Below are 21,321 nucleotides of genomic sequence, written 5' to 3'. Positions count from 1 at the left end.
TCGGGGGCTGCCGCTAATATTCGTCCCCGTTGTCACAGACAACTTGATGCGTCCGTAGCTCAGTTGGTTAGAGCACCACCTTGACATGGTGGGGGTCGGTGGTTCGAGTCCACTCGGACGCACCATTTATCGTTTTGCCGCAGTTCGCAGTACCGTAACAAACAGTGCGTCCGTAGCTCAGTTGGTTAGAGCACTACCTTGACATGGTAGGGGTCGGTGGTTCGAGTCCACTCGGACGCACCATTTCTTAAGAAGTTCCTTCGCGTTTCATCTCTTTCATTATCAAAACTCCTCAAAGTATTATCTGACTCAGTCTATTCCTCATTTTCAGTTTGATTCACAAAACCTACTGTTTCACCACCCCAGTTGATCGACCCAGAGTCCACGCGATAGCGACGCCGATCGCAATCTGAGAATATTTTTTATGAGTTGGCAGCAGGCATCCTGCACTTTAAAATCGTTCATATATGAATTAGCATATGTATCATCACTTCATATCAAGGTTGAAAATGCTCCAGCCCGTTCAGCTTTTTAAACTGCTTGCCGATGAAACACGTTCCTCCATTGTGTTGTTGCTCAGGGAGTCCGGTGAACTTTGCGTCTGTGACATTTGCGCCGCCACGGACGAATCACAACCCAAAATCTCCCGACACATGGCGCTGTTGCGCGAATCTGGTCTTGTCATTGACCGGCGCGCAGGGAAATGGGTGCACTATCGCCTGTCGCCAAATATGCCCGCCTGGGCCTCGGCGGTTATTGATGCAGCCTGGAATTGCGAGCGAGAAACCATCCGCAGTAAGCTCAGCCGCGCGTCGGCTTCATCATGTTAAAACATACACAAAAACAGATATAACTGGAGTTTCTGATGTTTCTGGCTGGCGCTATTTTCTTATTCACCCTCGTTCTGGTTATCTGGCAGCCACGAGGCTTAGGCATTGGCTGGAGTGCCGCGCTAGGCGCGACTCTGGCCTTACTGACGGGCGTGGTTCACCCCGGTGATATTCCCGTGGTCTGGCAGATAGTCTGGAATGCGACGGCGACTTTTATCGCCGTGATTATTATCAGCCTGCTGCTCGATGAGTCCGGTTTTTTTGAATGGGCCGCGCTTCACGTCGCCCGCTGGGGCAAAGGCCATGGCCGATTGCTGTTTACCTGGATTATTCTGCTGGGCGCGATGGTGGCCGCATTATTCGCCAATGATGGTGCCGCACTGATCCTCACGCCTATCGTCATTGCGATGCTGCTCGCCCTGGGCTTCAGCCAGGGGGCGACGTTAGCTTTTGTTATGGCCGCCGGATTTATCGCCGATACGGCTAGTCTGCCGCTGATCGTCTCAAACCTGGTGAATATCGTCTCGGCTGATTTCTTCAAGCTCGGCTTTTCTGAATATGCCGCCGTGATGGTGCCAGTGAACCTCGCCGCCATTGCGACAACGCTGGTGATGCTGCATTTGTTTTTCCGCAAAGACATTCCCGCGGCTTATGACATCTCTCTGTTGAAAGCGCCGAAAGCCGCTATCCGCGATGTGAACACCTTTAAAACCGGCTGGCTGGTACTAATATTGCTGCTGATCGGGTTCTTCGCTCTGGAATCGCTCGGTGTGCCAGTCAGCCTGGTCGCAGCGGTTGGCGCACTGATTCTGCTCGCCGTAGCGAAGAAAGGCCATGCCATTAATACCGGAAAAGTGCTGCGCGGTGCGCCATGGCAAATCGTTATTTTCTCGCTCGGCATGTATCTGGTGGTTTACGGGCTGCGCAACGCAGGGCTGACCGACTCTCTTTCGTCCCTGCTAAACCGTCTGGCAGAACAAGGATTATGGGCGGCAACACTGGGGACCGGCTTCCTGACCGCCTTCCTCTCGTCTGTGATGAACAACATGCCGACCGTTCTGGTAGGAGCGCTGTCGATTGATGGCAGCACCGCAACGGGCGTCATTAAAGAAGCGATGATTTATGCCAACGTGATAGGCAGCGATCTGGGGCCGAAAATCACTCCAATCGGCAGCCTGGCAACACTGTTATGGCTGCATGTTTTGTCGCAAAAAAATATGACCATTACCTGGGGATATTACTTCCGGGTTGGCATCGTTATGACCCTCCCGGTACTTTTCGTGACGCTGGCCGCCCTTGCGCTGCGTCTGACTTTCACACTGTAATGAGACACTGAAATGAGCAATATCACTATCTATCACAACCCGGAATGTGGGACATCGCGCAACGCGCTGGAGCTCATTCGCAACAGCGGCAGCGAACCCAACGTGATTCTGTATCTCGAAACACCGCCCTCCCGCGAGGAGCTGGTGAAATTGATTGCCGATATGGGCATCACCGTGCGTGAATTGCTGCGTAAAAATGTCGAGCCATACGAGCAATTAGGGCTGGATAACGCGGCGTTCACCGACAACGAACTTATCGATGCCATATTAGCCCATCCGATTCTGATGAATCGCCCGGTGGTGGTAACACCGCTTGGAACCAAATTGTGCCGCCCGTCAGAAACCGTTCTGACTATTCTTCCCGGTGCATAGAAGAAGAAACACGACGATATCCGTCACAGTAAACGTGGCTAAGCTGGCGATTTCCGAATTCAAATCTCAGGTGATTCAGCCAGCTTAGTTGTTTCGCGTTTTTCAAATGCTTGTCGGAACATCGGTATCAATAGCTTGCTACCAAACTCACTCAAATGATTATTATCTGAGTAAAGCGGACGGCCACTGTGATTACCCTGGCATCGATCACCATGGCATAGATAAGGCAGTGGATCGAGAATTTTGACCCCGCATTGCAATACTGCCTCATCTTGCGCCGCCCAAATCACTTTTTGACGCTGTTTATATTCCTGCATAGAAATAAAAATTTCGCGAGCGGGCTCGCCAAACATAAGTGCTCTGGCCATTGTATTAGGAACATCCATTGCCATCTCAGGGATCGGACGGACTAAAAAGACCCTCTGACTATTTTCTATCGCACACATGGTTTTTATTAGTTGCGCGGTAAACTGTTTATTTAAATGGTCATTAGGTTGTTCATTTGGGATATCAAAGAACCCCATTGGAATATTAAAATAGATATCCTTTTCGTTTTGCCCCAGCAGAGCAAGAGCACTTCTGTTTGCAATAATAACCACTTTGTTTTTGTATTCGTTGTTCAGTAACTGAATAGCTTTATCATTAAAAACCTTACAATCATTATCAACGTCCTCCCGTCGCTGGAGTCCCAATACCGTCGGACAACTCGCATAAGCCATTTCAATAACAGAACCGGGTGCAACTTCAGCAACGGTTGAAACAATCATCCCCGCATGGCTATCACCTAATACCACTGCAGCCAGCTCGCCTTTCCCATAACTGCATTTCGGAGACTCACTCCCTTCTCCGGGCGTCAGAAGACAAGTTTGTTTTAGGGAAGAATCATGAAGCTTCGGTGTCATAGCCAGTTCAATTTGTGGATTAATTCGGTTATCGAACTGTTGATAACGTGCCCCCACCGCCAATAAGACAGTACTTATTACCGCCACTGCTATCACGCAGTTTTGCTTACCTATAGATTCTGAAGCGAGTCTTTTACGTGCCGGATTTTCTATCAGTATTAACGATGCCTTACCTAACAACACACTCAATAATAGTCCAGCCACAATCCACTCAGGATTGTGTTGTTTACTGCCATAAGTCAACGCGACCACAAGTGGCCAATGCCAAAGATAAATTGAGTAAGAACTGGCACCGATTTGGCGGGCAATAATATTGGCTGTAAATATGGACTGTTGGCGATTAGCCATTAAAACAAACATCGCGCCCATCACCGGTATCAGTGCATACACACCAGGCCATGGTCTGGCGGCGTCCAATAAAGTAATCGACAATATAATTAATATAAAGCCTGTAAACTCAAGCACGCGTGCAGGTAATTTTGGCATAGAGTGCTGGCGAGTTAGCCACCAAACCCAACTACCCGCTAACATTTCCCAGGCGCGGGTAGGTAATAAATAAAAAGCGCTCCCCGGTAACCGCGGGCTGGCGTAAAACGAGAGAGCTAACGACAACACACCTGCTGCAATCAGTGCGAACTTCACTCCGCGTCGACCAAACCAGTGCCAAATTAATATGCAGCCCAGCGGCAACAAAATATAAAATTGCCATTCCAGTGAAAGTGACCAGGTATGCAATAACCAATTATCCCTGGAGGCGACATCGAAATAACCTGCTTCACGCCAGAACTTCAGATTGGAGACAAAAGTTAACGCCGTTGCCGTATTAGTCGCCAGTACGCGATAATCTGCCGTCGGTAACCATAACCAACCCATAATGAGCAATACGGCACATAACGTAATTAAAGCCGGAATAATGCGCCGGGCTCGCGCCAGATAAAAAGACCAAAGCGAGAAATTACCGTGTTCCAGCCCGTTTACGATAATGGCTGTCATCAAGAATCCGGAGATGACAAAAAATATATCAACCCCGACAAAGCCGCCGCCAAACCCTGGCACACCGAAGTGATAAAAGATAACTGCCAATACAGACCACGCTCGTAGTCCATTTATATCATGGCGGAATGCTTTAGGGGTTAGAGTCCCAGGACTGGAAAAGTTAATCACGGTTAGCTACCAGATTACAGTTATCGAGTTGCGCGAAGCATACTACGATTTATCTTATTCTGCTGATCGATATATTCAATCTATTTCATAAACTTGATTAATTGATTACCAGAGGGAAACCCACATTATTTATGAGGCCTCTTTTGCAGAGGCCATTTTTTATTTAACTCCCAATCACCCCGCCATCGGCTTTCACTATCACCACCGTAGAAGAACGTGGGCGACCGTTTTTGTCGCCGTCGGGCCAGGTGGAAACCGCCGTTGGATTGGCCGGGTCGCTGATGTCATCACCAGGTTCGCCGGGGTGCTGAATATTAATAAACAGCGTGCGGTTGTCTGGCGTGAACGCAATGCCGGTTATCTCACAGCCACGCGGGCCGGTGAGGAAACGTCGATATTCGTTGCTGCCCGGCACGGTGGCGAGCATCTGGTTATTTCCCATTCCTTCGTAGGCTTTTTTGTTGATGGTGCTGGATGAAACATCCGTCTGGAGCCACAACACGCCACGATGGTCGAACGACAATCCATCCGCGCTGCCAAATTCCGCGCCATTCATCGAGCCTTTGACTTTTTCATCTGCCGCATCTGGCTTGCCGCCTAACACCAGAATGTCCCACTTAAAGGTGGTGGATGCCGGGTCACTGTTCTCTTCGCTCCAGTGCATGATGTGGCCATACACATTATTGGCGCGCGGGTTGGCGGCATCGATCGGGGCTTTGCCCTCTTTGCCGCGATCGCTGTTGTTGGTGAGCGTGCAATAGACGCTGCCCGCCGTATGGGTGTCCACCGCAATCCACTCCGGGCGGTCCATTTTTGTTGCACCCACCACGTCCGCGGCGAGGCGCGTTTTTATCAGTAGCTCGCCCTGGCTAGCAAAACCGTTGCTTTGATCCAGCCCCGATTGCCCGTAAACCAGCGGCAACCAGTTACCGCTGCCATCTTCATTAAATTTCGCTACGTACAGCGTGCCTTCCGAAAGCAAGTCCATGGCCGATTCGCGGTTGCTGGCGTCGTAAATACCTGCTGAAACAAACTTATAGATGTACTCGAATTTCTGGTCATCGCCCATATAAGCGACAACACGGTTATCAGCCGCCAGCGTCACCGCCGCGCCTTCATGCTTAAAGCGCCCTAACGCCGTGTGTTTACGCGGTGTTGATTGCGGGTTATACGGGTCGATTTCCACCACCCAGCCGAATCGGTTGGGTTCATTGGGCGTCGCATCAACACTAAAGCGCGGGTCAACTTCGTTCCAGCGGTAGGAGTCGTCGCTGTCGCTGATGCCATAGCGTTTTTCGAGCGCGTTCGGCGCGGCTTTCTTGACGAAAATATCCGACCAGTTTTCTTCGCAGGTTAGATAAGTGCCCCACGGCGTATGCCCGTTGGCGCAGTTTTGCATAGTCCCAAGCACCGTTTCACCCTGCGGGTCGGCTGCGGTTTTCATCAGCTCGTGATGTTTTGCCGGGCCGGTCAGCGTCATTGGCGTATTCACCGTGATACGCCGCGCAAATTCAGAAGGGCGAACCACCGTCCAGCCTTCACCCTCTTTTTTCACCTCGATAACCGAAATCCCCATCGCATTTTGCCCTTTGCGGACTTTGTCGAGATTCCAGTTCGCCACGCCGTCTTTGAACAACAAACCGTTGTCGATGTATTCATGGTTCATCGCCAGCAATCCGTGATGTGGGTCATCACTGCCCTGCGGCAAGCTAAACCACGCCATGCCGTCATGGTGCATTCCCGCCTGAGCCGCCTGCTCGTCGGTGGTGTTGCTGCCGTCAGTTTTAAACTCTGGCAGATTGCCTTTCAGGCCCACGGCGTCACCCCAGCGGTAAAACGGCCTTGCAACGTAACCTTCCGGTACGCGAACGGTGTCGTCCGTTGAGACGGCAATGCTGGTAAATCCGAGGGAAGAAGGCCGCACCATAGCTGATTCCACCGCCCAGGCCGCCTGTGATTTGAGCAAGGCGGGGAAAGTGACGGCGGTGCCTGCGATCATGCCGAGTTGCAGAAATCGACGGCGGCTAACAAAAGCCCTGGCAACTTCAGAGAACACGGGGTTGGCGCTGCCATTGCTGATTTCGTCGTTATGTTCTTGTTTAAACAGCGGCTTAAGAGGTCTGCTCATGCTGGCTTCCTTTCGGTATTGTTATCAGAAGTGAGCAGTGTAAGAAGGATTTGTTACAGATTTATAACACGGCGCGATGTTATTCGTTATCCAGCCAGTTGATGAAAAACTCGCTGAACGCCGTGACCTGCAAAGGCTGGAAACGCCGCTGCGGATAAACAAACTGGAGGCCAACCTGTTTTTTGTCATGGCGGCTGAAACCGATAAAACTCTCGGCAAACAACACCACCAGCCGCCCCTGCTCCACATCGCGCTTCACATCCCACCAGGATTTGCTGGCGATGCCCGCCCCAGCCAACACCCACTGGCGCAATAAAGCCCCGTCATCACACACCATCGCAGGCGTCACGCGCACTACCGCCGGTTCGCCCTGCTCTTCAAAACGCCATTCGTTCATTAGCGTGCCGCGCTGTTCCATCACCAGGCAGCGATGTTCGTGTAAATCATTCGGGTGCTGAGGCGCACCATGTATTTCCAGATAATTTCGCGAAGCCACCAGCACCCGGTGATTGGGGCGGATAAACTTCGTCACCAGATTGCTGTCCGGGAGATTGCCGAAACGCACGCTCATGTCCAGACGGTTAGCAATCAAATCCACCACGTTCTCGCTGAGATAAACCGAGCTTTTGACCTCCGGATGCAGGCGGGAAAAATCCAACAGTGCAGGCGATAAATACTGACGGCCAAAATCTGACGGAGCAGAAATCCGCAAACTGCCGCTCAGCACGCCCTCTTTTTGCGCCAGTTTCGCTTCGGCCTGCGCCAGTTCCTCCAGCACCCGCAGTGCCGCATGATAAAACTCTTCTCCGGCGCGCGTCAGGGCGATTGCGCGGGTGGAACGGTTGAAGAACCGCGTCTGATAACGCTCCTCGAGCGCTTTCAGCCTGGCCGTCATGGTGGCAGGAGAAAGGCCCATTCGCCGCCCCGCCGCTGCCAGGCCACCCGCTTCAACCACTTCCACCAGCAAGGTAATGTCTTCGAGCTTGCCCATTATTCCGTTTTCCTGAATAGAGAATCTTATTTTTCAGCCATTATCAAAACGGCTTTCGGGACGTAAAGTCAAGCCATCACTGAATTCCCTGGAGAAGAAAACATGCAACAGCAATCCCTTTTTGAGACGACGCACGTTGGCGCTATCGAGTTAAAAAACCGCATCGTGATGGCACCCATGACCCGCTCTCGCAGCGCACAACCGGGGAATACTCCTACGGCATTAATGGCTGAGTATTACCAACAGCGTGCCAGCGCCGGGCTTATCATCACCGAAGCCACGCAGATTTCACCGCAGGGTCAGGGATATTCATGGACGCCGGGGATTCATTCCGCTGAGCAAATCGCCGGGTGGCGTCAGGTAACGGATGCCGTTCACCAGGCGAATGGCAAAATTCTTTCTCAGTTGTGGCATGTGGGCCGCATGTCTCATGAAAGTTTTCACCCGGATGGCAAACCGGTTGCGCCTTCAGCGTTATCGCCGGATGCGCAAGTGTGGGTAGTGAACAGCCACGGTGTCGGTGAAATGGTCGCCTGCCCGGTGCCACGGGAATTGACGCATAGCGATATTCAACAGGTTATTGCGGATTACCGCCAGGCGGCAATCAACGCGATGGCAGCCGGTTTTGACGGTGTGGAAGTGCATGGCGGCAACGGTTATCTGATTGACCAGTTCCTGCGCCGCACCTCAAATAAACGTCAGGACGAATACGGCGGCAGCCTGGCAAACCGCGTGCGTTTTGCGCAGGAAGTGTTGGAAGCCATCAGCGACGCCATCGGTGCAGAGCGCACTGGCATTCGCCTCGCGCCGTTTATTACCCAGCGTGGAATGGACGACCCGCAGGCCTGTGAAGCCATTCTCGCGCTGGCGGCGTGGTGTGAAACCAAAGGTATTGCTTTTATTCACCTCGCCGAAGCGGACTGGGACGATGCGCCGCAGGTGCCGTATGAGTTCCGTGAAACTCTGCGAGCGACATTCAGCGGCACGATTATTGTGGCGGGGAATTACACCCGTGAGAAAGCCGAAAAACTGCTGGCCGCGGGTGTTGTGGATCTGGTGGCTTTCGGTCGCCCGTTTGTTGCAAACCCGGACTTCCCACGCCGTCTGAAAGAAAATCTGCCAATGGCGGGGATCAGCAATCCGGCAACGCTTTTTGGCGGTACTGAAGTGGGTTACACCGATTATCCGTTCCTCGCGACAGAGGTCTGAGCCAGATCCCGAGGCTGATGATGGAAACGTTGTTCTGTCAAAGCCTCGGTAATCACGGTTGATAACCTTTCCAGTTTTATCGCTAATTGAATGCTTAACCAGACATAGCCATGGACGGCACTTTCCACTACGTCATCCCCTGCATGAGTCAATAACAGTTCATGTAATTCTGTAGTGATGTCATTTAAACGTTCGCTATTCGCCGCTGCAGGAGAGGGATTACCTTCATGTAATGCCTGAGCTAACGCTTGTAACGTTCTTTGGGTCATTTGTTGCACTTCAGCCAGCGTGTGAGAATTCAGAATAATAAAACGACTGCTGCGGGATGCCCAATGAGCTTCAATTTGTAATTCCTGGGTGGCAATCATATCCCGGGCAATAGACTGAATTTCAGCAAGCTGTTTTGTTGAAATACCGGTTTCTTTGCTGACCGGTATAATTAAGGTGCGCATTTTCTCTACATTTGCCAATACTTGTGAGTTCAGTTTTGTCAAATTTGGGCGACTCAGAACATTCCATGAAAATCCGCTGGCGCTCATTTTTGAATAATCTCTCAGGAATGATGCCAGTTGAATGCGCCAGTGAATAAATGCCCGTTGCGGATAAATACTGGTGAACACTATTGCCAGTAGACAGCCCAATATAATATTGGTGCTGCGCCACAATGCCGTCTGAATATCTCCGGCAGGTGCGCTACTCACCACCGCCAGGGTGATACCAATCAGCAGTGCGGCATAGGGCCGCTTACTCATTGTTAAATAACCACAAAGAAATGCCGCACACCCGCACCAGGCCAGCATTAATGGCAAAGAGTACATTTCGATATGTAGAGCAATAATGCCTAAAACAGCGCCAGTGACCGTGCCCGCCATGCGCTCAAAGGCGCGGGGAATCACATTCCCCCAAAAGCTGATAGGCCCCATCACGACAACTAAAGTAATCAGCGGCCAGGAATGGTCGGGTAAATTTGCCATTCTAATAATCAGAAATGTCAGTACAAATGCCACGGCGATGCGAATACCGTGAATATTACGATAGTGTTGATAAACATATAACTCGAGTGGTGTTAAAGGCCTGTCACGACGAACCGCAAAAATAGATTTTTTCATTTACTTTTCACAATAAATCAAAGTGCCGAGTGAATAATTATTGAGCTGGAGATATTTCTGCGTGCGTAGCAAGCACGTTATTAATAAATTTCTTCACAATCGGTGATTGATCGTGAACACGACTCACGATGGATAACGGAATATAAGCGCCCTCTTCATTAATGTCATAGAAAGCCACACCTGATGAGGAATGACTCATCGCCTTCATCGAAGAAGGAACAATCGAAACTCCAACGCCTGCGGAAACCAAATTAATAATCGAGGATAATTGCGGCGCGGTTTGTTTCACTGTTGGCGTACAACCGGCTCGTTCAAACAGAGAAAAAATCGTGTCATGCAAATGGACGCTGTAATTGCGCGGACACAGAATCATCTCTTCATTGGCTAATTGATTCAAAGTGATATGGTTTTGCGCCATATATGCATGTTGTTCCGGCAGCACGATGGTCAAAGATTCCTGCAATAATATATGCAGCTCCAGCGAGTCGCTAAAAAGATGATCGGTGCGCACAAAGGCAACATCAATGGTGCCACTTTCTACGGCTTTAATCAGATTGTCGGTATGAGCTTCATCAAGTTGCAGGCAGACGTTTTTATAATCGCTATTGAATTTTTTGATGCTTCGGGTCACCAGTGAATTAAATGCTGAAGATGAGGTGAAACCGACTTTAAGGACTCCTAACTCGCCGCGCGAGGCAAGAAGCGCCGAGGATTTAGCCTCTTCAACCAAACCCGGTAGAACTTTAACCGCGTTATAAAAAGCCATTCCCGCCGCAGTTAATTCGATACCTCGTGCAATTCGGTGGAAAAGTTTTGTGCCTATTTCATTTTCCAGATCACGTATCTGGATGCTCAGTGGAGGTTGGCCAATGCCCAATTTTTCAGCGGCATAAGTGAAACTTTTGGCGTCGGCAACGGCCAGAAAATAACGGATGTGTCTTAACTCCATTTGCGTGCCTGTCTGATAGATATTGATTAAAGCGTATCAGGTTGCCGGGAAATTGCTCCGCAACCTGATAGAGAGAGGATTGATGACTCAATTCATAAATGACTTTTCGGGAGGTATTTTACCCAGCACTCTTTATGATCGCTGCTTGTGAGCTCTTTTTTGTAGACACGATAACCAATCGAAAATGCCCATTCGAGTGCGGCATCATAGTCGTCGAAGGATGAAACCTCTTTCTCTTCGACACGTACGACGATCTTCCCTTCGTCCGTTTTCTCCACAAATGCATTTTTAATCATAAAAATTAACCTCGTAACATTTGGGCAATAAAACACAACTCGTAATTTTATTACATCGCCAAACTGTAACGTGAATATATATCCCCTGAAATGGACGAGCAATTATATGAAACAGAGCTTTGGTATATGTTTTTTATATAGGTTGTGTAATTTTAGTACGGAATGCATCTGCTCGCTTTGATCGAGTGGCTCAAAATCAAAACGGCAGTATGAATAAGAAGGGAATCAGCCAGGTCGTCCTTAACCCGCATGAAATTTGATAGCAAAGCCTTGTTTTTGCCAGTGTTCTAATTGCTCCTGCTGGCGAAGGGTTAACGCCTTTCCTGTCCAGACGAAAACATGCTGGCCGGGGAATAACTCCGGGCGCGGTGAGTCCAGCGGGTCTGCCAGAACATCAGGACGCCAACCGTGTTGCGAAAGACGCCATGCTTCAAGCCACAGGCGAGTTCGGTCATCAGTTTCCCAGCCAATCATTAACGTGTCTTTACCTTCGTTGTTCCGGGCATCTGCGAGGCGCTGGACAACATAGTCAATCAGCAATCCATCAAGCAGGCTTATCATTGCGCGAGAGGTATATCTATCGAGGCTAAGACATTGACGCACCGGGAGAAAGACATGATCGATCAAGGTATCAACCGGGATTTCACGCCCTAAAGAAGCAATTTTTGCGCGCAGTTTGGCAGGTTGTACAAAACGCAGAACGCCCATCACCTCTTCTTGCTGTGACTGCCAGTCATTATGGCTTTGAGTCGCAAGACTCGGCTTTTCTTCGAGCAGCGCTTTAACCTTTCCGACAGACACACCACTTTTTATCAGCCGCTTAATTTCTTCGATACGCTGAATATCTTCGTCATCAAACTGCCGATGGCCGCCCTCGCTACGCTGGGGTTTGAGTAATCCGTAGCGGCGCTGCCACGCACGCAGCGTGACGGGGTTGATTGCGCATCGTTCGGCAACTTCGCCGATACTGTATAAGGTCATTCATTCCCTCGGGGTAAATTTAAAGCGTCCATGTCGAAACTAACGATTTCGTACAGGTTGTACAACTTATTTCTGCATTGTACAACCTGAATCAGAGATCGGCTTTCCTTTCTGGCCAGGCCACTGGCGCGATACCACTTAAGCAGGCGCTGGCAAATAAGTTGCCCTGAAACTGCGTAATCCCGGCAGCTTCCAGCCACATCCACTCTTCGGCCTTTTCCACTCCCACCGCTGAAATAGCGATTTCAAGCGAGGCACAGCATTTGATAATGGCTTGAATGATCGCCTGCCGTGGGCCACTTTTGTGGACGTCCTTGATGAGTTCGCGGTTAATTTTGATTCTGTCTGGCTGAAACTGCGCCAGTAACAAAAGGCCGCCAAAACCCGCGCCAAAGTGGTCGATTGCCACGCTGATCCCGGCAGACTTCAGTTGCCTGACGGCCCCGGTGAACTCATCAATACGCGAGATAACCTCGCTTTCAGTAAATTCTATTGTTACTTGTTCAGGTACAAGTCCATTTATCTGAATTTCCCTTAACAAAAAATTAACGGCATCGGGAACCATCACCAGCGTCATGGGGAACAAGTTAACCGATACAGACTGGTCGCCTAGCTTGAGCGCACTCGCCATCGCGAACGCCACTTTTTTGCTCTTCAGGTCGGCTTCATAAAGCGCGTTCCCGCTTAGCCCGGCAAAATAACTCTCGGGTGAATCACCACCAGGCGAGCGAAGCAACGCTTCCGTGGACAAAATCTTCTGCGCAAACGGGTCAACCATAGGCTGGAATGCAAAGCTACAATCTACTGCGTTATCAGGAACCTCAGCCTGCGTATGTGCGCCTTTATTGTCGGCAATAAAGACCCAGGAATCCGCTGGCGGAATTTCAAAATAGTTTTCTTTTTCAGTGGCTTCAACAAAAGTGCGTAAGAACTTTAGCGCTCTGTCATTGTAAAATAGCTGGTACTTTGTCGTCCCTTTATCCAGCACCGCTTGCAGCACTTCTTCCGGGGCATACTCTCTTAAATCAAAGAGTTCCATACCTGTCTTGCCAAACCGCCGCGCGGGCGCGTAATCACAAAGCAACTCAACAATGTTGTAGTGGCGCTTGTCCTGGCAAATACGCTGATAAATCTCCAGAACGCTCTTTTCGGGGCCTTCAATCATCTGAAAAAAATGTGTGCCGTTGAACAACAATATGCCAGTCACATCGGCCTGTTCGTTTTTCACTTTGGCGGCTTCCACCATCTCTGTGAACGACTCGAATGGTGCGTTCTTAATGATATGGCTGCGATAAATGATGGTTGTGAGCATTCTGTGTCCAGTTGGAGGCTATTGAGTCTTTACAGTAGCAGATGAACTGCCAAATCCCATGCTAAAAATACATTAAAATTAATAACTTATTAACAATAAATGAACATATGTACACCTGTAAAAACAGATTCCAAGGCGTGACTATTTAAAAATAATGCTAAATATGTACACCAAATTTTGAAATTTCAAAAAATTACCACACTAACTACATGATATTAAATGGATAGCATTTAATGCTTAGGATTTTAAGACAATTCTATACACTTTTCTATGTACAGATATTTAATGTTTGTATAACTTTATTTGTACATTTACTGAGACTGCATATTTACAGGAGTGAGTCATGCAACAAAACAACTATGTTCCCAATGCCGCTAACGCCATCACACGTTATTTTTCCAAGGCAGCGTTGCCTTCACAGCAAGAGACGCTGGGGCAAATCGTGGTTGAAATCCTTAGTGATGGTCGGAGCCTGAATCGCAAAGCAATCTGTACAAAACTGTTACACCGGGTTGAAAAAGCCTCAGGCCCGGAAGAAGAGAGCCATTACCACACTTTGATTGGCCTGCTTTTCGACCGTTAAAATTCAACGGTTAGCGGCGCAAGTTATTGGCTTATTAGCAATTTTTTTCGGGAGCAATATTTCAGGCGATATAGAAAAGCCTGGCAACCTTCAGCTGACCTCTTGATCGCGAAGCTGATTTCATGCCACGTTTCGGTAACGAAACATAATGGCAAGCAGAGACGCAGTTATGAATAGAAGTAAAAGAGAGCAATTAATCGATAAACTGATTGGCGAGGCAGTTTTATCAATCCTTTACGATAACGGGGCGATTAGCACCCGAACCCTGATTGAAAGACTGCAAACCATGGAAGCGGCTGAACCAGAGGAACAGCGGCGAAATGTTATAGCGGATGTGATTGCCGATATTCGCAACCATCGCTTAGGCATTTCGCGCCGTACTTTAGCACCTGCGCAAAAGCCGTGGGGAAAGGAGAGCCAGATTCAGCAAGATAAAAATGTGTATCCGTTATTTGACGATAGCCCTATGCCCGGCAGCAGTAAAAAACACTGACTGCTTTTATTCATACATAACCCAATAATGGTGAAGTAAATGACCCAAATCACGCTTCATAAATCAGAAATTTATGCCACTCTGCCAAACACTGCACTGACTGCATATTTTCGTAACGCCGGCGACATGCTGGCTGATGAGGCCGTATTACTCGGCGCGGTGATACGCAGCATTCTTGCTACTGATGGACATCTTACTAATAAAGCCATTATTCAACGGTTAATTGAAGCCATTGAATCCACGGATGATGTTGTCACCATTGATATCGTGCGCAAGACCCTCGAAATTGTTGTTGACCATACAACGGACGATATTTAAGCGTGGTATTGGGTGCTAATTTGGCATCACACAGTTTATTAGCTCAAATAATGAAATAGCGCTCCGTTGATAAACGAAGCGCTAATTTCAACTCACAAAAAAAACCATTCGTTTTTAAACACTTTAAAAATTGAACTGGAAATATCTAAACACTTATCCCCACAGCCGACTATTATCAATACTCATGATTTATTTTTGCAAATCATTTTTTAACATTGCTTTTTCTTTATTACCTTGAAAACGTTGGTAAGTTAAAATGACAAACTATCACGCTCCCGAAGAAAGACATTACGACCCTGCTTACAGAGCAATTAATGAGGTGCCTTTAAAACGTATTTCCTGGAGTGCTATTTTCGCCGGGGTGGTTGTTTCTATGGTGGTTTATTTATTATTGGCCATTCTTGGAACCGCCATTGGTGCCAGCACTATCGATCCGCTTAAAGAACAAAATCCACTCGAAGGTATTGCTACCGGGGCCGCAATCTGGACCGGTTTGAATATGCTGATTGCTATTGCCGCGGGGGGTTACACCAGTGGTCGACTCGCTTTTCGCGAGGGAGCCATGCATGGCGTGCTGATGTTTGGCGTTAACACTTTAATTTGCACCGGTTTATTGATGATTGTCGCAAACAGTGCTGTGACGGGAGCCATGAATGCCGTCGGCACAGGGCTGCAAACGCTGGGTAATGGCGTTGCTGCGGTTGCGCCTTCTGTCACCCAGGCGGCGAAAGAAAAGCTTAACGACAGCGGTATCAATCTCGACGATTTTAAGAATCAACTGGAAACCACTCTGCAACAGAGCGGTAAACCTGAATTACAGCCGGAAGCGCTACAACAACAGGCGGTGAATGAAGGTAATAACGCCCAGAATCAAATGGCACAGGGCGGTGATATCACGCAGTTCATTAAAGGCCTTGCCGACAGAAACAGCGCAACCTTTGAAGCCGCTGATCGTGATGCGCTGAAAAATATTATTGTCGCGCGAACCGGTAAAAGTGATGCCGAAGCCGAGCAAATCGTTGCTCAGGCAGAGAAAAACTACCAGGCGGCACGGGCAAAATATGAAGAGTTGAAAAAGCAGGCCGAGCAAAAAGCCCGTGAGGCTGGCGAAAAAGCGGCTGCCGCTACGGCAAAAGCCAGCTGGTTTAGCTTCTTTATGTTGATTGTCGAAGCTGTACTTGCTGGTGCAATGGGCATGCTGGGCTATCGGCACCAACCGCGTACCGTTGTCGTAGACCCACGTTCTGTGTGAAAACCCGTAGTGAAAATAATGAGCGGCGTAAAGCCTGATGCAACCTAACTGTGGAAAATAATCTATGCAAATCAAAACCCTTGAAGAATTATTCAAACATTTGCTGTCGGATACTTATAGCGCCGAAAAACAACTGACCCGCGCTTTACCCAAACTCGCCAGGGCGGCGCACGATCCCTCACTCGAGGAAGACTTCCGCAGCCATCTGGAGGAAACACGCGGCCAGATAGAACGTATTGACCAGGTCGTGGACAGCATTGAAGGTCTTAAACTGCAGAGGATTAAATGTGTGGCGATGGAAGGCCTGATTGAAGAAGGTGCAGAAGTCATTGAAAGTATTGATGAAGGGGCTGTCCGTGATGCGGGATTAATCGCGGCTGCTCAAAAAGTTGAACACTATGAAATCGCAGCTTACGGCACGCTATGCACCCTGGCTCATCAATTAGGTTATGCCGAAGCCAAAAAGTTGCTGGGTGAAACACTGGAAGAAGAGAAATCCGCAGACAGTAAACTCAGCACTATCGCGGAATCGACAGTGAATCCCAATGCTGAGAAAAGCTAAAAAAGCTGCTGTGATTTTTATTATTTAATATGCCAAAAATTAGTAAATTATTACTCCAGCCAGACTCGCGGAGAAATAAATAATATTTCCCGCGAGCATTTTAATTCTACGTATATTTAAGTAAATAACGTCCAATAGCAATACCGCTCCGCTCGCTTAACCCTTAAATACCACTATACTTAATAGACAGCAAAAATGCTGTTCACCTGATCGGAGTTAATGATGAAATTTATTCCATTAAGCGTATCAAAAGAACAACCTAAAAATCCGAACAAAACACCTAAAGATGACGAGAAAAAGCCTAAGCAAAACCAGAAATAATATTATTTTGCTTTGTCAGTCTTTATTCAGTCGTTGGAGGCTATATGTCTGAACGTCCTGATTTAGTGGATCCAACCCCGGTTGATGAACCACTTCCTGGTGATACCCTTCCTGAGACACCTGATATTATCGAACCAGGTGATCCAGAAGACCCAGAGGTAATTGACCCGAGGGTATAAGTTAATATTTATTAACTAAAGCCGTCATTGTGACGGCTTCTTTATTATTTTCCTTTCGCCGACCGCGCCCCACTCACGCTGGGCATGACTTCCTTCATTAGCTCAATAAACTTGCGCAGTCGCGCCGGGTAATAACTCGCGTAAGGGTAAAGCAAATATACGGGCAGTGGCGCGGCCTGCCAGTCGGGCAATACCTGCTGCAATGTTCCTTGTGCTAAATCCTCTTTCACCACCCAGGAAGAAACCATCCCCACGCCCACCCCGCTGATGGCTGCGTTGCGCACCGCGTACAGGCTGTCGGTGCTCAGTCTTGGCGTAATATCGAAGCGGCATGGCTCGCCGTGGGCCACATGATTTAACGTCACTTCATTCCGATAAAAACTGCTCAACGCGACCCAGGGCAATGTTGCCAAATCCGCGGCCTCTTTCACCGCTTCATAACGCGCCAGCAATGACGGCGCGGCGACCACAATACGCGGCACTTCCGCCAGCAGAATCGCCACCACCGAGGGATCGGTAATCGCGCCGACATGAATCGCGCAATCAATGCCTTCGGGGATAAAGTCCGGGGAACGATCGTTAAGCACCCACTCGATATTAATGTGCGGATACCGCTGCAAATAGTCGCCCAGCGGCTTGATAAGCTGATCCTGGCCGAACGCGTGAGGCGCACGGACACGCAGCACGCCAACCGGATCGTCGCGCACGCCGCTGACTTCATCCTCCAGCAACTGCCAGTTTTCTATCAATCTGCGCGCATGTTGATAACAACGCTCGCCGTCGTCGGTGAGTTTCATGGAGTGCGTGGTGCGCTGGATGAGCTTCACGCCAAGCAGTTGCTCGAGGCTTTGCAGTCGTCGGCTAATGGTCGGCTGGGTGGTTTCCATCTGTAGCGCCGCCGCTGAAAGGCTGCCGCTCTCAACGATACGCACGAAGGTTTGCAGTATGGCTATACGATCGCCAGAGGGATTAAAGTTTTTATTCATACGTAAAGTGTATAACAGTTTTACCCCGGCGCAGGCTACAACCAGCAGCGAATAACGATAAAAATGGCGGCACATTCACTTCATGAGCACTTAAAGGAGCGCGCCATGAGCCAGCTTTCCACCATCACTTCTTCAACAACCGACAACACGCTGTCGGGCAAAATGGTATTTCTTCTGGCACTCGGCGCGGGCCTGAGCGTGGCCTCAATTTATTACAGCCAGCCGATGCTCGGGATTATCGCTAGCACGTTCCACGCTCGTGTCGGTGACGTTGGCCTTGTGCCGACGCTGACGCAAATCGGTTATGCGCTGGGGATCCTGTTGCTTGCGCCACTGGGCGACCGTTTTGACCGCCGCCGCATCATTCTGGTGAAAGGCACCCTACTCGCGCTCACTTTGCTGCTCTGCGGGTTTGCGTCCTCCTGGCACGTGTTGTTACTCAGCAGCCTGGCGATTGGGCTGGTGGCGACGGTCGCGCAAGACATTATTCCCGCCGCCGCAACGCTGGCCCACGAAAGCCGCCGGGGGAAAACCGTCGGTATGGTAATGACCGGGCTGCTGGCGGGCATTCTCCTTTCACGCGTTTTTAGCGGCATCGTGGCGGAATTATTCGGCTGGCGCAGCGTTTACGCCATTGCCTCAGCGGGTGTGTGGCTCGTCACGCTGACACTCTGGTACGTGCTGCCCACTTTCAAGCCGGAAACGACGTTACGCTACCCGGCACTGTTACGTTCACTGGGTAAATTGTGGATGGAATACTCCGCTCTGCGCCGTGCCGCACTGGCGCAAGGGTTGTTGTCGATTGCGTTTAGCGCATTCTGGTCAACGCTGGCAATTATGCTCGCCGAGCGCTTCCATCTTGGTAGTGCGGTTGCCGGTGCTTTTGGCCTGGCGGGCGCTGCTGGTGCGCTCGCCGCCCCGCTGGCAGGTTCCATCGCTGACCGCCGTGGTCCGAACTTCGTCACCAAAATTGCCTCAGCGTTAGTGGTCATCTCGTTTGCGTTAATGTTTGTGCTGCCGCTGTTGCCCGTTCCGGCACAACTGGTAGTGATCGTCATCAGCGCGATAGGTTTTGACCTGGGGATTCAGGCTTCACTGGTGGCGCATCAGACCATCATTTATGCGCTTAACCCCGCCGCTCGTAGCCGCCTGAACGCCATCATGTTTACCGTGGTGTTTATCGGCATGGCGCTCGGTGCATCCTTGGGCAGCAAAGCACTGGAAACCTTCGGTTGGACGGGAATGGTAGTGCTGGCTACGGTTGCGGCGCTGGGCGGGCTGGTGATTCGTTTAACCACACGTTCGGGCAAATGATGAGCCGCGTTCATTAGCCTGATACATATTCAAGAATAATCCCATCGCTCATGCCGTCTATGCTTAACAGTTGAGTTAGAAAACACTGGAGGCGGTATGAGCAACCCGAATACTGGAGCACATAATAATAACGCCGGGCGGCAGGACGCTAACCCAATCGAGTATTACAGCTTTCGTCTTACCCGCCGCAGCCTGCTTAAAGCGGGTGCAGCTTCGGCAGCAGTAGCCATCGCGCCCCGGCATGCTTTTGGCGAAACTGGAGCAGCCGCCACGCCAGCGCCAGCAATGGCGCAGGTGACTTTAAAAGTAAACGGCCAATCCCGGCACCTGGAAGTCGATACCCGCACCACACTTTTAGATGCGCTGCGCGAAAACCTTCATCTCACCGGCACCAAAAAAGGCTGTGACCACGGCCAGTGCGGGGCTTGCACCGTTATCGTTGATGGCCGTCGGATAAACTCCTGTCTGACACTCGCCGTCATGCAAGACGGTGCCGAAGTCACCACCATCGAAGGTTTGGGCACGCCGGAAAATCTGCACCCAATGCAGGCCGCCTTCATCAAACACGACGGCTACCAGTGCGGTTACTGCACGCCAGGGCAAATTTGTTCCTCGGTGGCGGTTCTCAAAGAAATCGAGATGGGCATTCCCAGCCATGTGACGCTCGATTTAGTCTCTGCACCACAAGCCACCAGCGAGGAAATACGCGAGCGCATGAGCGGCAATATCTGCCGTTGCGGCGCGTATTCCAACATCCTTGCGGCGATTGAAGACGTGTCCGGGGGGCAAAAATCATGAAGGCATTTACGTATGAGCGAGTGAAAACCCCTGCCGAAGCGGCTGCCAGCGCGCAGAGCAAACCCGGTGCTAAATTTATTGCGGGCGGCACCAATCTGCTGGATTTAATGAAGCTTGAGATAGAAACCCCGCCGCATCTGATTGACGTCAACAGCCTCACACTGGACAAAATTGAGCCAACGCCGGACGGCGGGCTGCGCATAGGCGCACTGGTACGCAACACCGATTTAGCCGCCGATTCGCGAGTGCGAAAGGATTACGCGGTGCTGTCCAGAGCATTGCTGGCGGGCGCATCCGGCCAGTTACGCAACCAGGCAACCACCGCCGGAAACTTGCTCCAGCGCACGCGTTGCCCGTATTTTTACGATACCAATCAACCCTGCAATAAGCGGCTTCCCGGTAGCGGGTGCGCGGCGCTGGAAGGTTTTAGCCGCCAGCATGCGGTTGTCGGTGCAAGCAAAGCCTGTATCGCCACGCATCCGAGCGATATGGCGGTGGCGATGCGCCTGCTCGATGCCACCATTGAAACCGTGAACCCTGATGGCCGCGAGCGCAAAATCCCCATTGCGGATTTCTGGCGCGCGCCGGGCAACACGCCACATCTGGAAACGGTGTTAACCGCCGGTGAGTTGATCACCGCCGTCACCCTCCCCGCGCCACTGGACGGCACGCATGTTTATCGCAAAGTTCGTGACCGCGCTTCCTATGCTTTTGCCCTGGTTTCCGTGGCGGCTATTGTCCAGAAAGATGGTTCCGGGCGCGTGGCGCTGGGCGGTGTGGCGCACCAACCCTGGCGTTTAGCGGAAGCCGACGCGCAACTGATCAACGGCAGCCAAAACGTTTACCAGAAGCTGTTCGCCAGCGCGCAACCGACGCCCGAAAACGAATTTAAGTTGATACTGGCGAAGCGCACGCTCGCTTCGGTTTTAACGGAAGCGAGGGGATAA

At 50.3% G+C, this 21,321-nt stretch carries 21 protein-coding genes, 2 tRNA genes and 1 pseudogene; 15 read left to right on the top strand and 9 right to left on the bottom strand.

The window, feature by feature from the left end; all coding sequences use genetic code 11:
• Positions 1 to 48 precede the first annotated feature (48 nt).
• The 5 genes and pseudogenes from D6029_RS00190 to arsC all read left to right on the top strand — a co-directional run.
• Positions 49 to 125: transfer RNA gene (locus D6029_RS00190), tRNA-Val, on the top strand.
• Positions 126 to 166: 41 nt separating this feature from the next.
• A tRNA-Val gene (locus D6029_RS00185) sits at positions 167 to 243 on the top strand.
• 266 nt (positions 244 to 509) lie between these two features.
• Positions 510 to 830, top strand: a complete 321-nt coding sequence (locus D6029_RS00180; RefSeq protein ID WP_120062789.1) for a metalloregulator ArsR/SmtB family transcription factor — start codon at positions 510 to 512, stop codon at positions 828 to 830.
• A 35-nt stretch (positions 831 to 865) separates the two neighbouring features.
• Positions 866 to 2,155 carry an arsenic transporter gene (locus tag D6029_RS00175; RefSeq protein ID WP_120062787.1) on the top strand — a complete coding sequence of 430 codons (1,290 nt, stop codon included), beginning with the start codon at positions 866 to 868 and terminating at the stop codon, positions 2,153 to 2,155.
• Positions 2,156 to 2,167: 12 nt separating this feature from the next.
• Positions 2,168 to 2,524, top strand: a pseudogene (arsC, locus tag D6029_RS00170) (arsenate reductase (glutaredoxin)); the annotation flags it as partial.
• Between the two features lie 62 nt (positions 2,525 to 2,586).
• On the opposite strand, the gene D6029_RS00165 reads toward arsC, so the two are convergent.
• From D6029_RS00165 to D6029_RS00155, 3 genes are all read right to left on the bottom strand, one after another.
• Positions 2,587 to 4,593, bottom strand: a complete 2,007-nt coding sequence (locus D6029_RS00165) for an acyltransferase family protein (protein ID WP_120062783.1) — start codon at positions 4,591 to 4,593, stop codon at positions 2,587 to 2,589.
• A gap of 163 nt (positions 4,594 to 4,756) precedes the next feature.
• Positions 4,757 to 6,721 carry a PhoX family protein gene (locus D6029_RS00160; RefSeq protein WP_120062781.1) on the bottom strand — a complete coding sequence of 655 codons (1,965 nt, stop codon included), beginning with the start codon at positions 6,719 to 6,721 and terminating at the stop codon, positions 4,757 to 4,759.
• Between the two features lie 79 nt (positions 6,722 to 6,800).
• Positions 6,801 to 7,712: a LysR family transcriptional regulator gene (locus D6029_RS00155; protein ID WP_120062779.1), complete on the bottom strand. Its 912-nt coding sequence runs from the start codon at positions 7,710 to 7,712 to the stop codon at positions 6,801 to 6,803.
• A gap of 102 nt (positions 7,713 to 7,814) precedes the next feature.
• Between D6029_RS00155 and D6029_RS00150 the strand changes: the two genes are divergently transcribed.
• Positions 7,815 to 8,921: an alkene reductase gene (locus tag D6029_RS00150; protein ID WP_120062777.1), complete on the top strand. Its 1,107-nt coding sequence runs from the start codon at positions 7,815 to 7,817 to the stop codon at positions 8,919 to 8,921.
• Here D6029_RS00150 and D6029_RS00145 read toward each other — a convergent pair.
• From D6029_RS00145 to D6029_RS00125, 5 genes are all read right to left on the bottom strand, one after another.
• Positions 8,894 to 10,030, bottom strand: a complete 1,137-nt coding sequence (locus D6029_RS00145) for an FUSC family protein (protein ID WP_120062775.1) — start codon at positions 10,028 to 10,030, stop codon at positions 8,894 to 8,896. The genes D6029_RS00150 and D6029_RS00145 overlap by 28 nt on opposite strands.
• A gap of 37 nt (positions 10,031 to 10,067) precedes the next feature.
• Positions 10,068 to 10,979, bottom strand: coding sequence for a LysR family transcriptional regulator (locus tag D6029_RS00140; RefSeq protein ID WP_120062773.1), 912 nt, complete (start codon positions 10,977 to 10,979; stop codon positions 10,068 to 10,070).
• A gap of 92 nt (positions 10,980 to 11,071) precedes the next feature.
• Positions 11,072 to 11,275 (bottom strand): hypothetical protein, encoded by a 204-nt coding sequence (locus D6029_RS00135; RefSeq protein ID WP_120062771.1) that lies wholly within the window; start codon positions 11,273 to 11,275, stop codon positions 11,072 to 11,074.
• A gap of 240 nt (positions 11,276 to 11,515) precedes the next feature.
• Entirely contained in the window at positions 11,516 to 12,256 is a 741-nt protein-coding gene (locus tag D6029_RS00130) for a MerR family transcriptional regulator (protein WP_120062769.1), read from the bottom strand.
• A gap of 91 nt (positions 12,257 to 12,347) precedes the next feature.
• The gene (locus D6029_RS00125) at positions 12,348 to 13,568 is read right to left on the bottom strand and encodes a diguanylate phosphodiesterase (protein WP_120062767.1); all 1,221 of its coding nucleotides are present in this window, start codon (positions 13,566 to 13,568) and stop codon (positions 12,348 to 12,350) included.
• Positions 13,569 to 13,911: 343 nt separating this feature from the next.
• On the opposite strand from D6029_RS00125, the gene ycgZ reads away from it, so the two are divergent.
• The 6 genes from ycgZ (at position 13,912) to D6029_RS22630 (ending at position 17,276) form a co-directional block, all read left to right on the top strand.
• A complete protein-coding gene (gene ycgZ / locus D6029_RS00120; protein WP_120062765.1) occupies positions 13,912 to 14,151 on the top strand; it encodes a regulatory protein YcgZ in 240 nt (79 codons plus the stop codon).
• Between the two features lie 169 nt (positions 14,152 to 14,320).
• Positions 14,321 to 14,644 carry a hypothetical protein gene (locus D6029_RS00115; RefSeq protein ID WP_120062763.1) on the top strand — a complete coding sequence of 108 codons (324 nt, stop codon included), beginning with the start codon at positions 14,321 to 14,323 and terminating at the stop codon, positions 14,642 to 14,644.
• Positions 14,645 to 14,683: 39 nt separating this feature from the next.
• Positions 14,684 to 14,962 (top strand): biofilm development regulator YmgB/AriR family protein, encoded by a 279-nt coding sequence (locus tag D6029_RS00110; protein WP_034495815.1) that lies wholly within the window; start codon positions 14,684 to 14,686, stop codon positions 14,960 to 14,962.
• A 373-nt stretch (positions 14,963 to 15,335) separates the two neighbouring features.
• The gene (locus D6029_RS00105; RefSeq protein WP_244212359.1) at positions 15,336 to 16,214 is read left to right on the top strand and encodes a DivIVA domain-containing protein; all 879 of its coding nucleotides are present in this window, start codon (positions 15,336 to 15,338) and stop codon (positions 16,212 to 16,214) included.
• 64 nt (positions 16,215 to 16,278) lie between these two features.
• Entirely contained in the window at positions 16,279 to 16,776 is a 498-nt protein-coding gene (locus D6029_RS00100) for a YciE/YciF ferroxidase family protein (RefSeq protein WP_120062761.1), read from the top strand.
• Between the two features lie 365 nt (positions 16,777 to 17,141).
• A complete protein-coding gene (locus D6029_RS22630) occupies positions 17,142 to 17,276 on the top strand; it encodes a hypothetical protein (RefSeq protein WP_244212352.1) in 135 nt (44 codons plus the stop codon).
• Positions 17,277 to 17,320: 44 nt separating this feature from the next.
• Here the strand turns inward: D6029_RS22630 and D6029_RS00095 are convergent, their stop codons facing one another.
• Positions 17,321 to 18,262: a LysR family transcriptional regulator gene (locus tag D6029_RS00095; RefSeq protein ID WP_120062966.1), complete on the bottom strand. Its 942-nt coding sequence runs from the start codon at positions 18,260 to 18,262 to the stop codon at positions 17,321 to 17,323.
• A 105-nt stretch (positions 18,263 to 18,367) separates the two neighbouring features.
• Here D6029_RS00095 and D6029_RS00090 point away from each other — a divergent pair, with 105 nt between their 5' ends.
• From D6029_RS00090 to D6029_RS00080, 3 genes are all read left to right on the top strand, one after another.
• The gene (locus D6029_RS00090) at positions 18,368 to 19,576 is read left to right on the top strand and encodes an MFS transporter (protein WP_120062759.1); all 1,209 of its coding nucleotides are present in this window, start codon (positions 18,368 to 18,370) and stop codon (positions 19,574 to 19,576) included.
• A 96-nt stretch (positions 19,577 to 19,672) separates the two neighbouring features.
• Positions 19,673 to 20,374 carry an aldehyde dehydrogenase iron-sulfur subunit PaoA gene (gene paoA / locus D6029_RS00085; protein ID WP_120062757.1) on the top strand — a complete coding sequence of 234 codons (702 nt, stop codon included), beginning with the start codon at positions 19,673 to 19,675 and terminating at the stop codon, positions 20,372 to 20,374.
• A complete protein-coding gene (locus D6029_RS00080) occupies positions 20,371 to 21,321 on the top strand; it encodes an FAD binding domain-containing protein (protein WP_120062755.1) in 951 nt (316 codons plus the stop codon). The genes paoA and D6029_RS00080 overlap by 4 nt, the downstream gene beginning before the upstream one ends.

Origin of the sequence: Buttiauxella izardii (assembly GCF_003601925.1) — a bacterium.
Lineage (GTDB): Bacteria > Pseudomonadota > Gammaproteobacteria > Enterobacterales > Enterobacteriaceae > Buttiauxella > Buttiauxella izardii.
Note: the sequence above shows the minus strand (reverse complement) of the source record. Positions and strands in the feature narration are given on the sequence as shown.

Coding starts and splice junctions, on each gene's coding strand:
- D6029_RS00180 (WP_120062789.1), top strand. CDS start 510: ATGCTCCAGCCCGTTCAGCTTTTTAAACTGCTTGCCGATGAAACACGT.
- D6029_RS00175 (WP_120062787.1), top strand. CDS start 866: ATGTTTCTGGCTGGCGCTATTTTCTTATTCACCCTCGTTCTGGTTATC.
- D6029_RS00160 (WP_120062781.1), bottom strand. CDS start 6,721: ATGAGCAGACCTCTTAAGCCGCTGTTTAAACAAGAACATAACGACGAA.
- D6029_RS00155 (WP_120062779.1), bottom strand. CDS start 7,712: ATGGGCAAGCTCGAAGACATTACCTTGCTGGTGGAAGTGGTTGAAGCG.
- D6029_RS00150 (WP_120062777.1), top strand. CDS start 7,815: ATGCAACAGCAATCCCTTTTTGAGACGACGCACGTTGGCGCTATCGAG.
- D6029_RS00145 (WP_120062775.1), bottom strand. CDS start 10,030: ATGAAAAAATCTATTTTTGCGGTTCGTCGTGACAGGCCTTTAACACCA.
- D6029_RS00140 (WP_120062773.1), bottom strand. CDS start 10,979: ATGGAGTTAAGACACATCCGTTATTTTCTGGCCGTTGCCGACGCCAAA.
- D6029_RS00135 (WP_120062771.1), bottom strand. CDS start 11,275: ATGATTAAAAATGCATTTGTGGAGAAAACGGACGAAGGGAAGATCGTC.
- D6029_RS00130 (WP_120062769.1), bottom strand. CDS start 12,256: ATGACCTTATACAGTATCGGCGAAGTTGCCGAACGATGCGCAATCAAC.
- D6029_RS00125 (WP_120062767.1), bottom strand. CDS start 13,568: ATGCTCACAACCATCATTTATCGCAGCCATATCATTAAGAACGCACCA.
- ycgZ (WP_120062765.1), top strand. CDS start 13,912: ATGCAACAAAACAACTATGTTCCCAATGCCGCTAACGCCATCACACGT.
- D6029_RS00115 (WP_120062763.1), top strand. CDS start 14,321: ATGAATAGAAGTAAAAGAGAGCAATTAATCGATAAACTGATTGGCGAG.
- D6029_RS00110 (WP_034495815.1), top strand. CDS start 14,684: ATGACCCAAATCACGCTTCATAAATCAGAAATTTATGCCACTCTGCCA.
- D6029_RS00105 (WP_244212359.1), top strand. CDS start 15,336: ATGGTGGTTTATTTATTATTGGCCATTCTTGGAACCGCCATTGGTGCC.
- D6029_RS00100 (WP_120062761.1), top strand. CDS start 16,279: ATGCAAATCAAAACCCTTGAAGAATTATTCAAACATTTGCTGTCGGAT.
- D6029_RS22630 (WP_244212352.1), top strand. CDS start 17,142: ATGTCTGAACGTCCTGATTTAGTGGATCCAACCCCGGTTGATGAACCA.
- D6029_RS00095 (WP_120062966.1), bottom strand. CDS start 18,262: ATGAATAAAAACTTTAATCCCTCTGGCGATCGTATAGCCATACTGCAA.
- D6029_RS00090 (WP_120062759.1), top strand. CDS start 18,368: ATGAGCCAGCTTTCCACCATCACTTCTTCAACAACCGACAACACGCTG.
- paoA (WP_120062757.1), top strand. CDS start 19,673: ATGAGCAACCCGAATACTGGAGCACATAATAATAACGCCGGGCGGCAG.
- D6029_RS00080 (WP_120062755.1), top strand. CDS start 20,371: ATGAAGGCATTTACGTATGAGCGAGTGAAAACCCCTGCCGAAGCGGCT.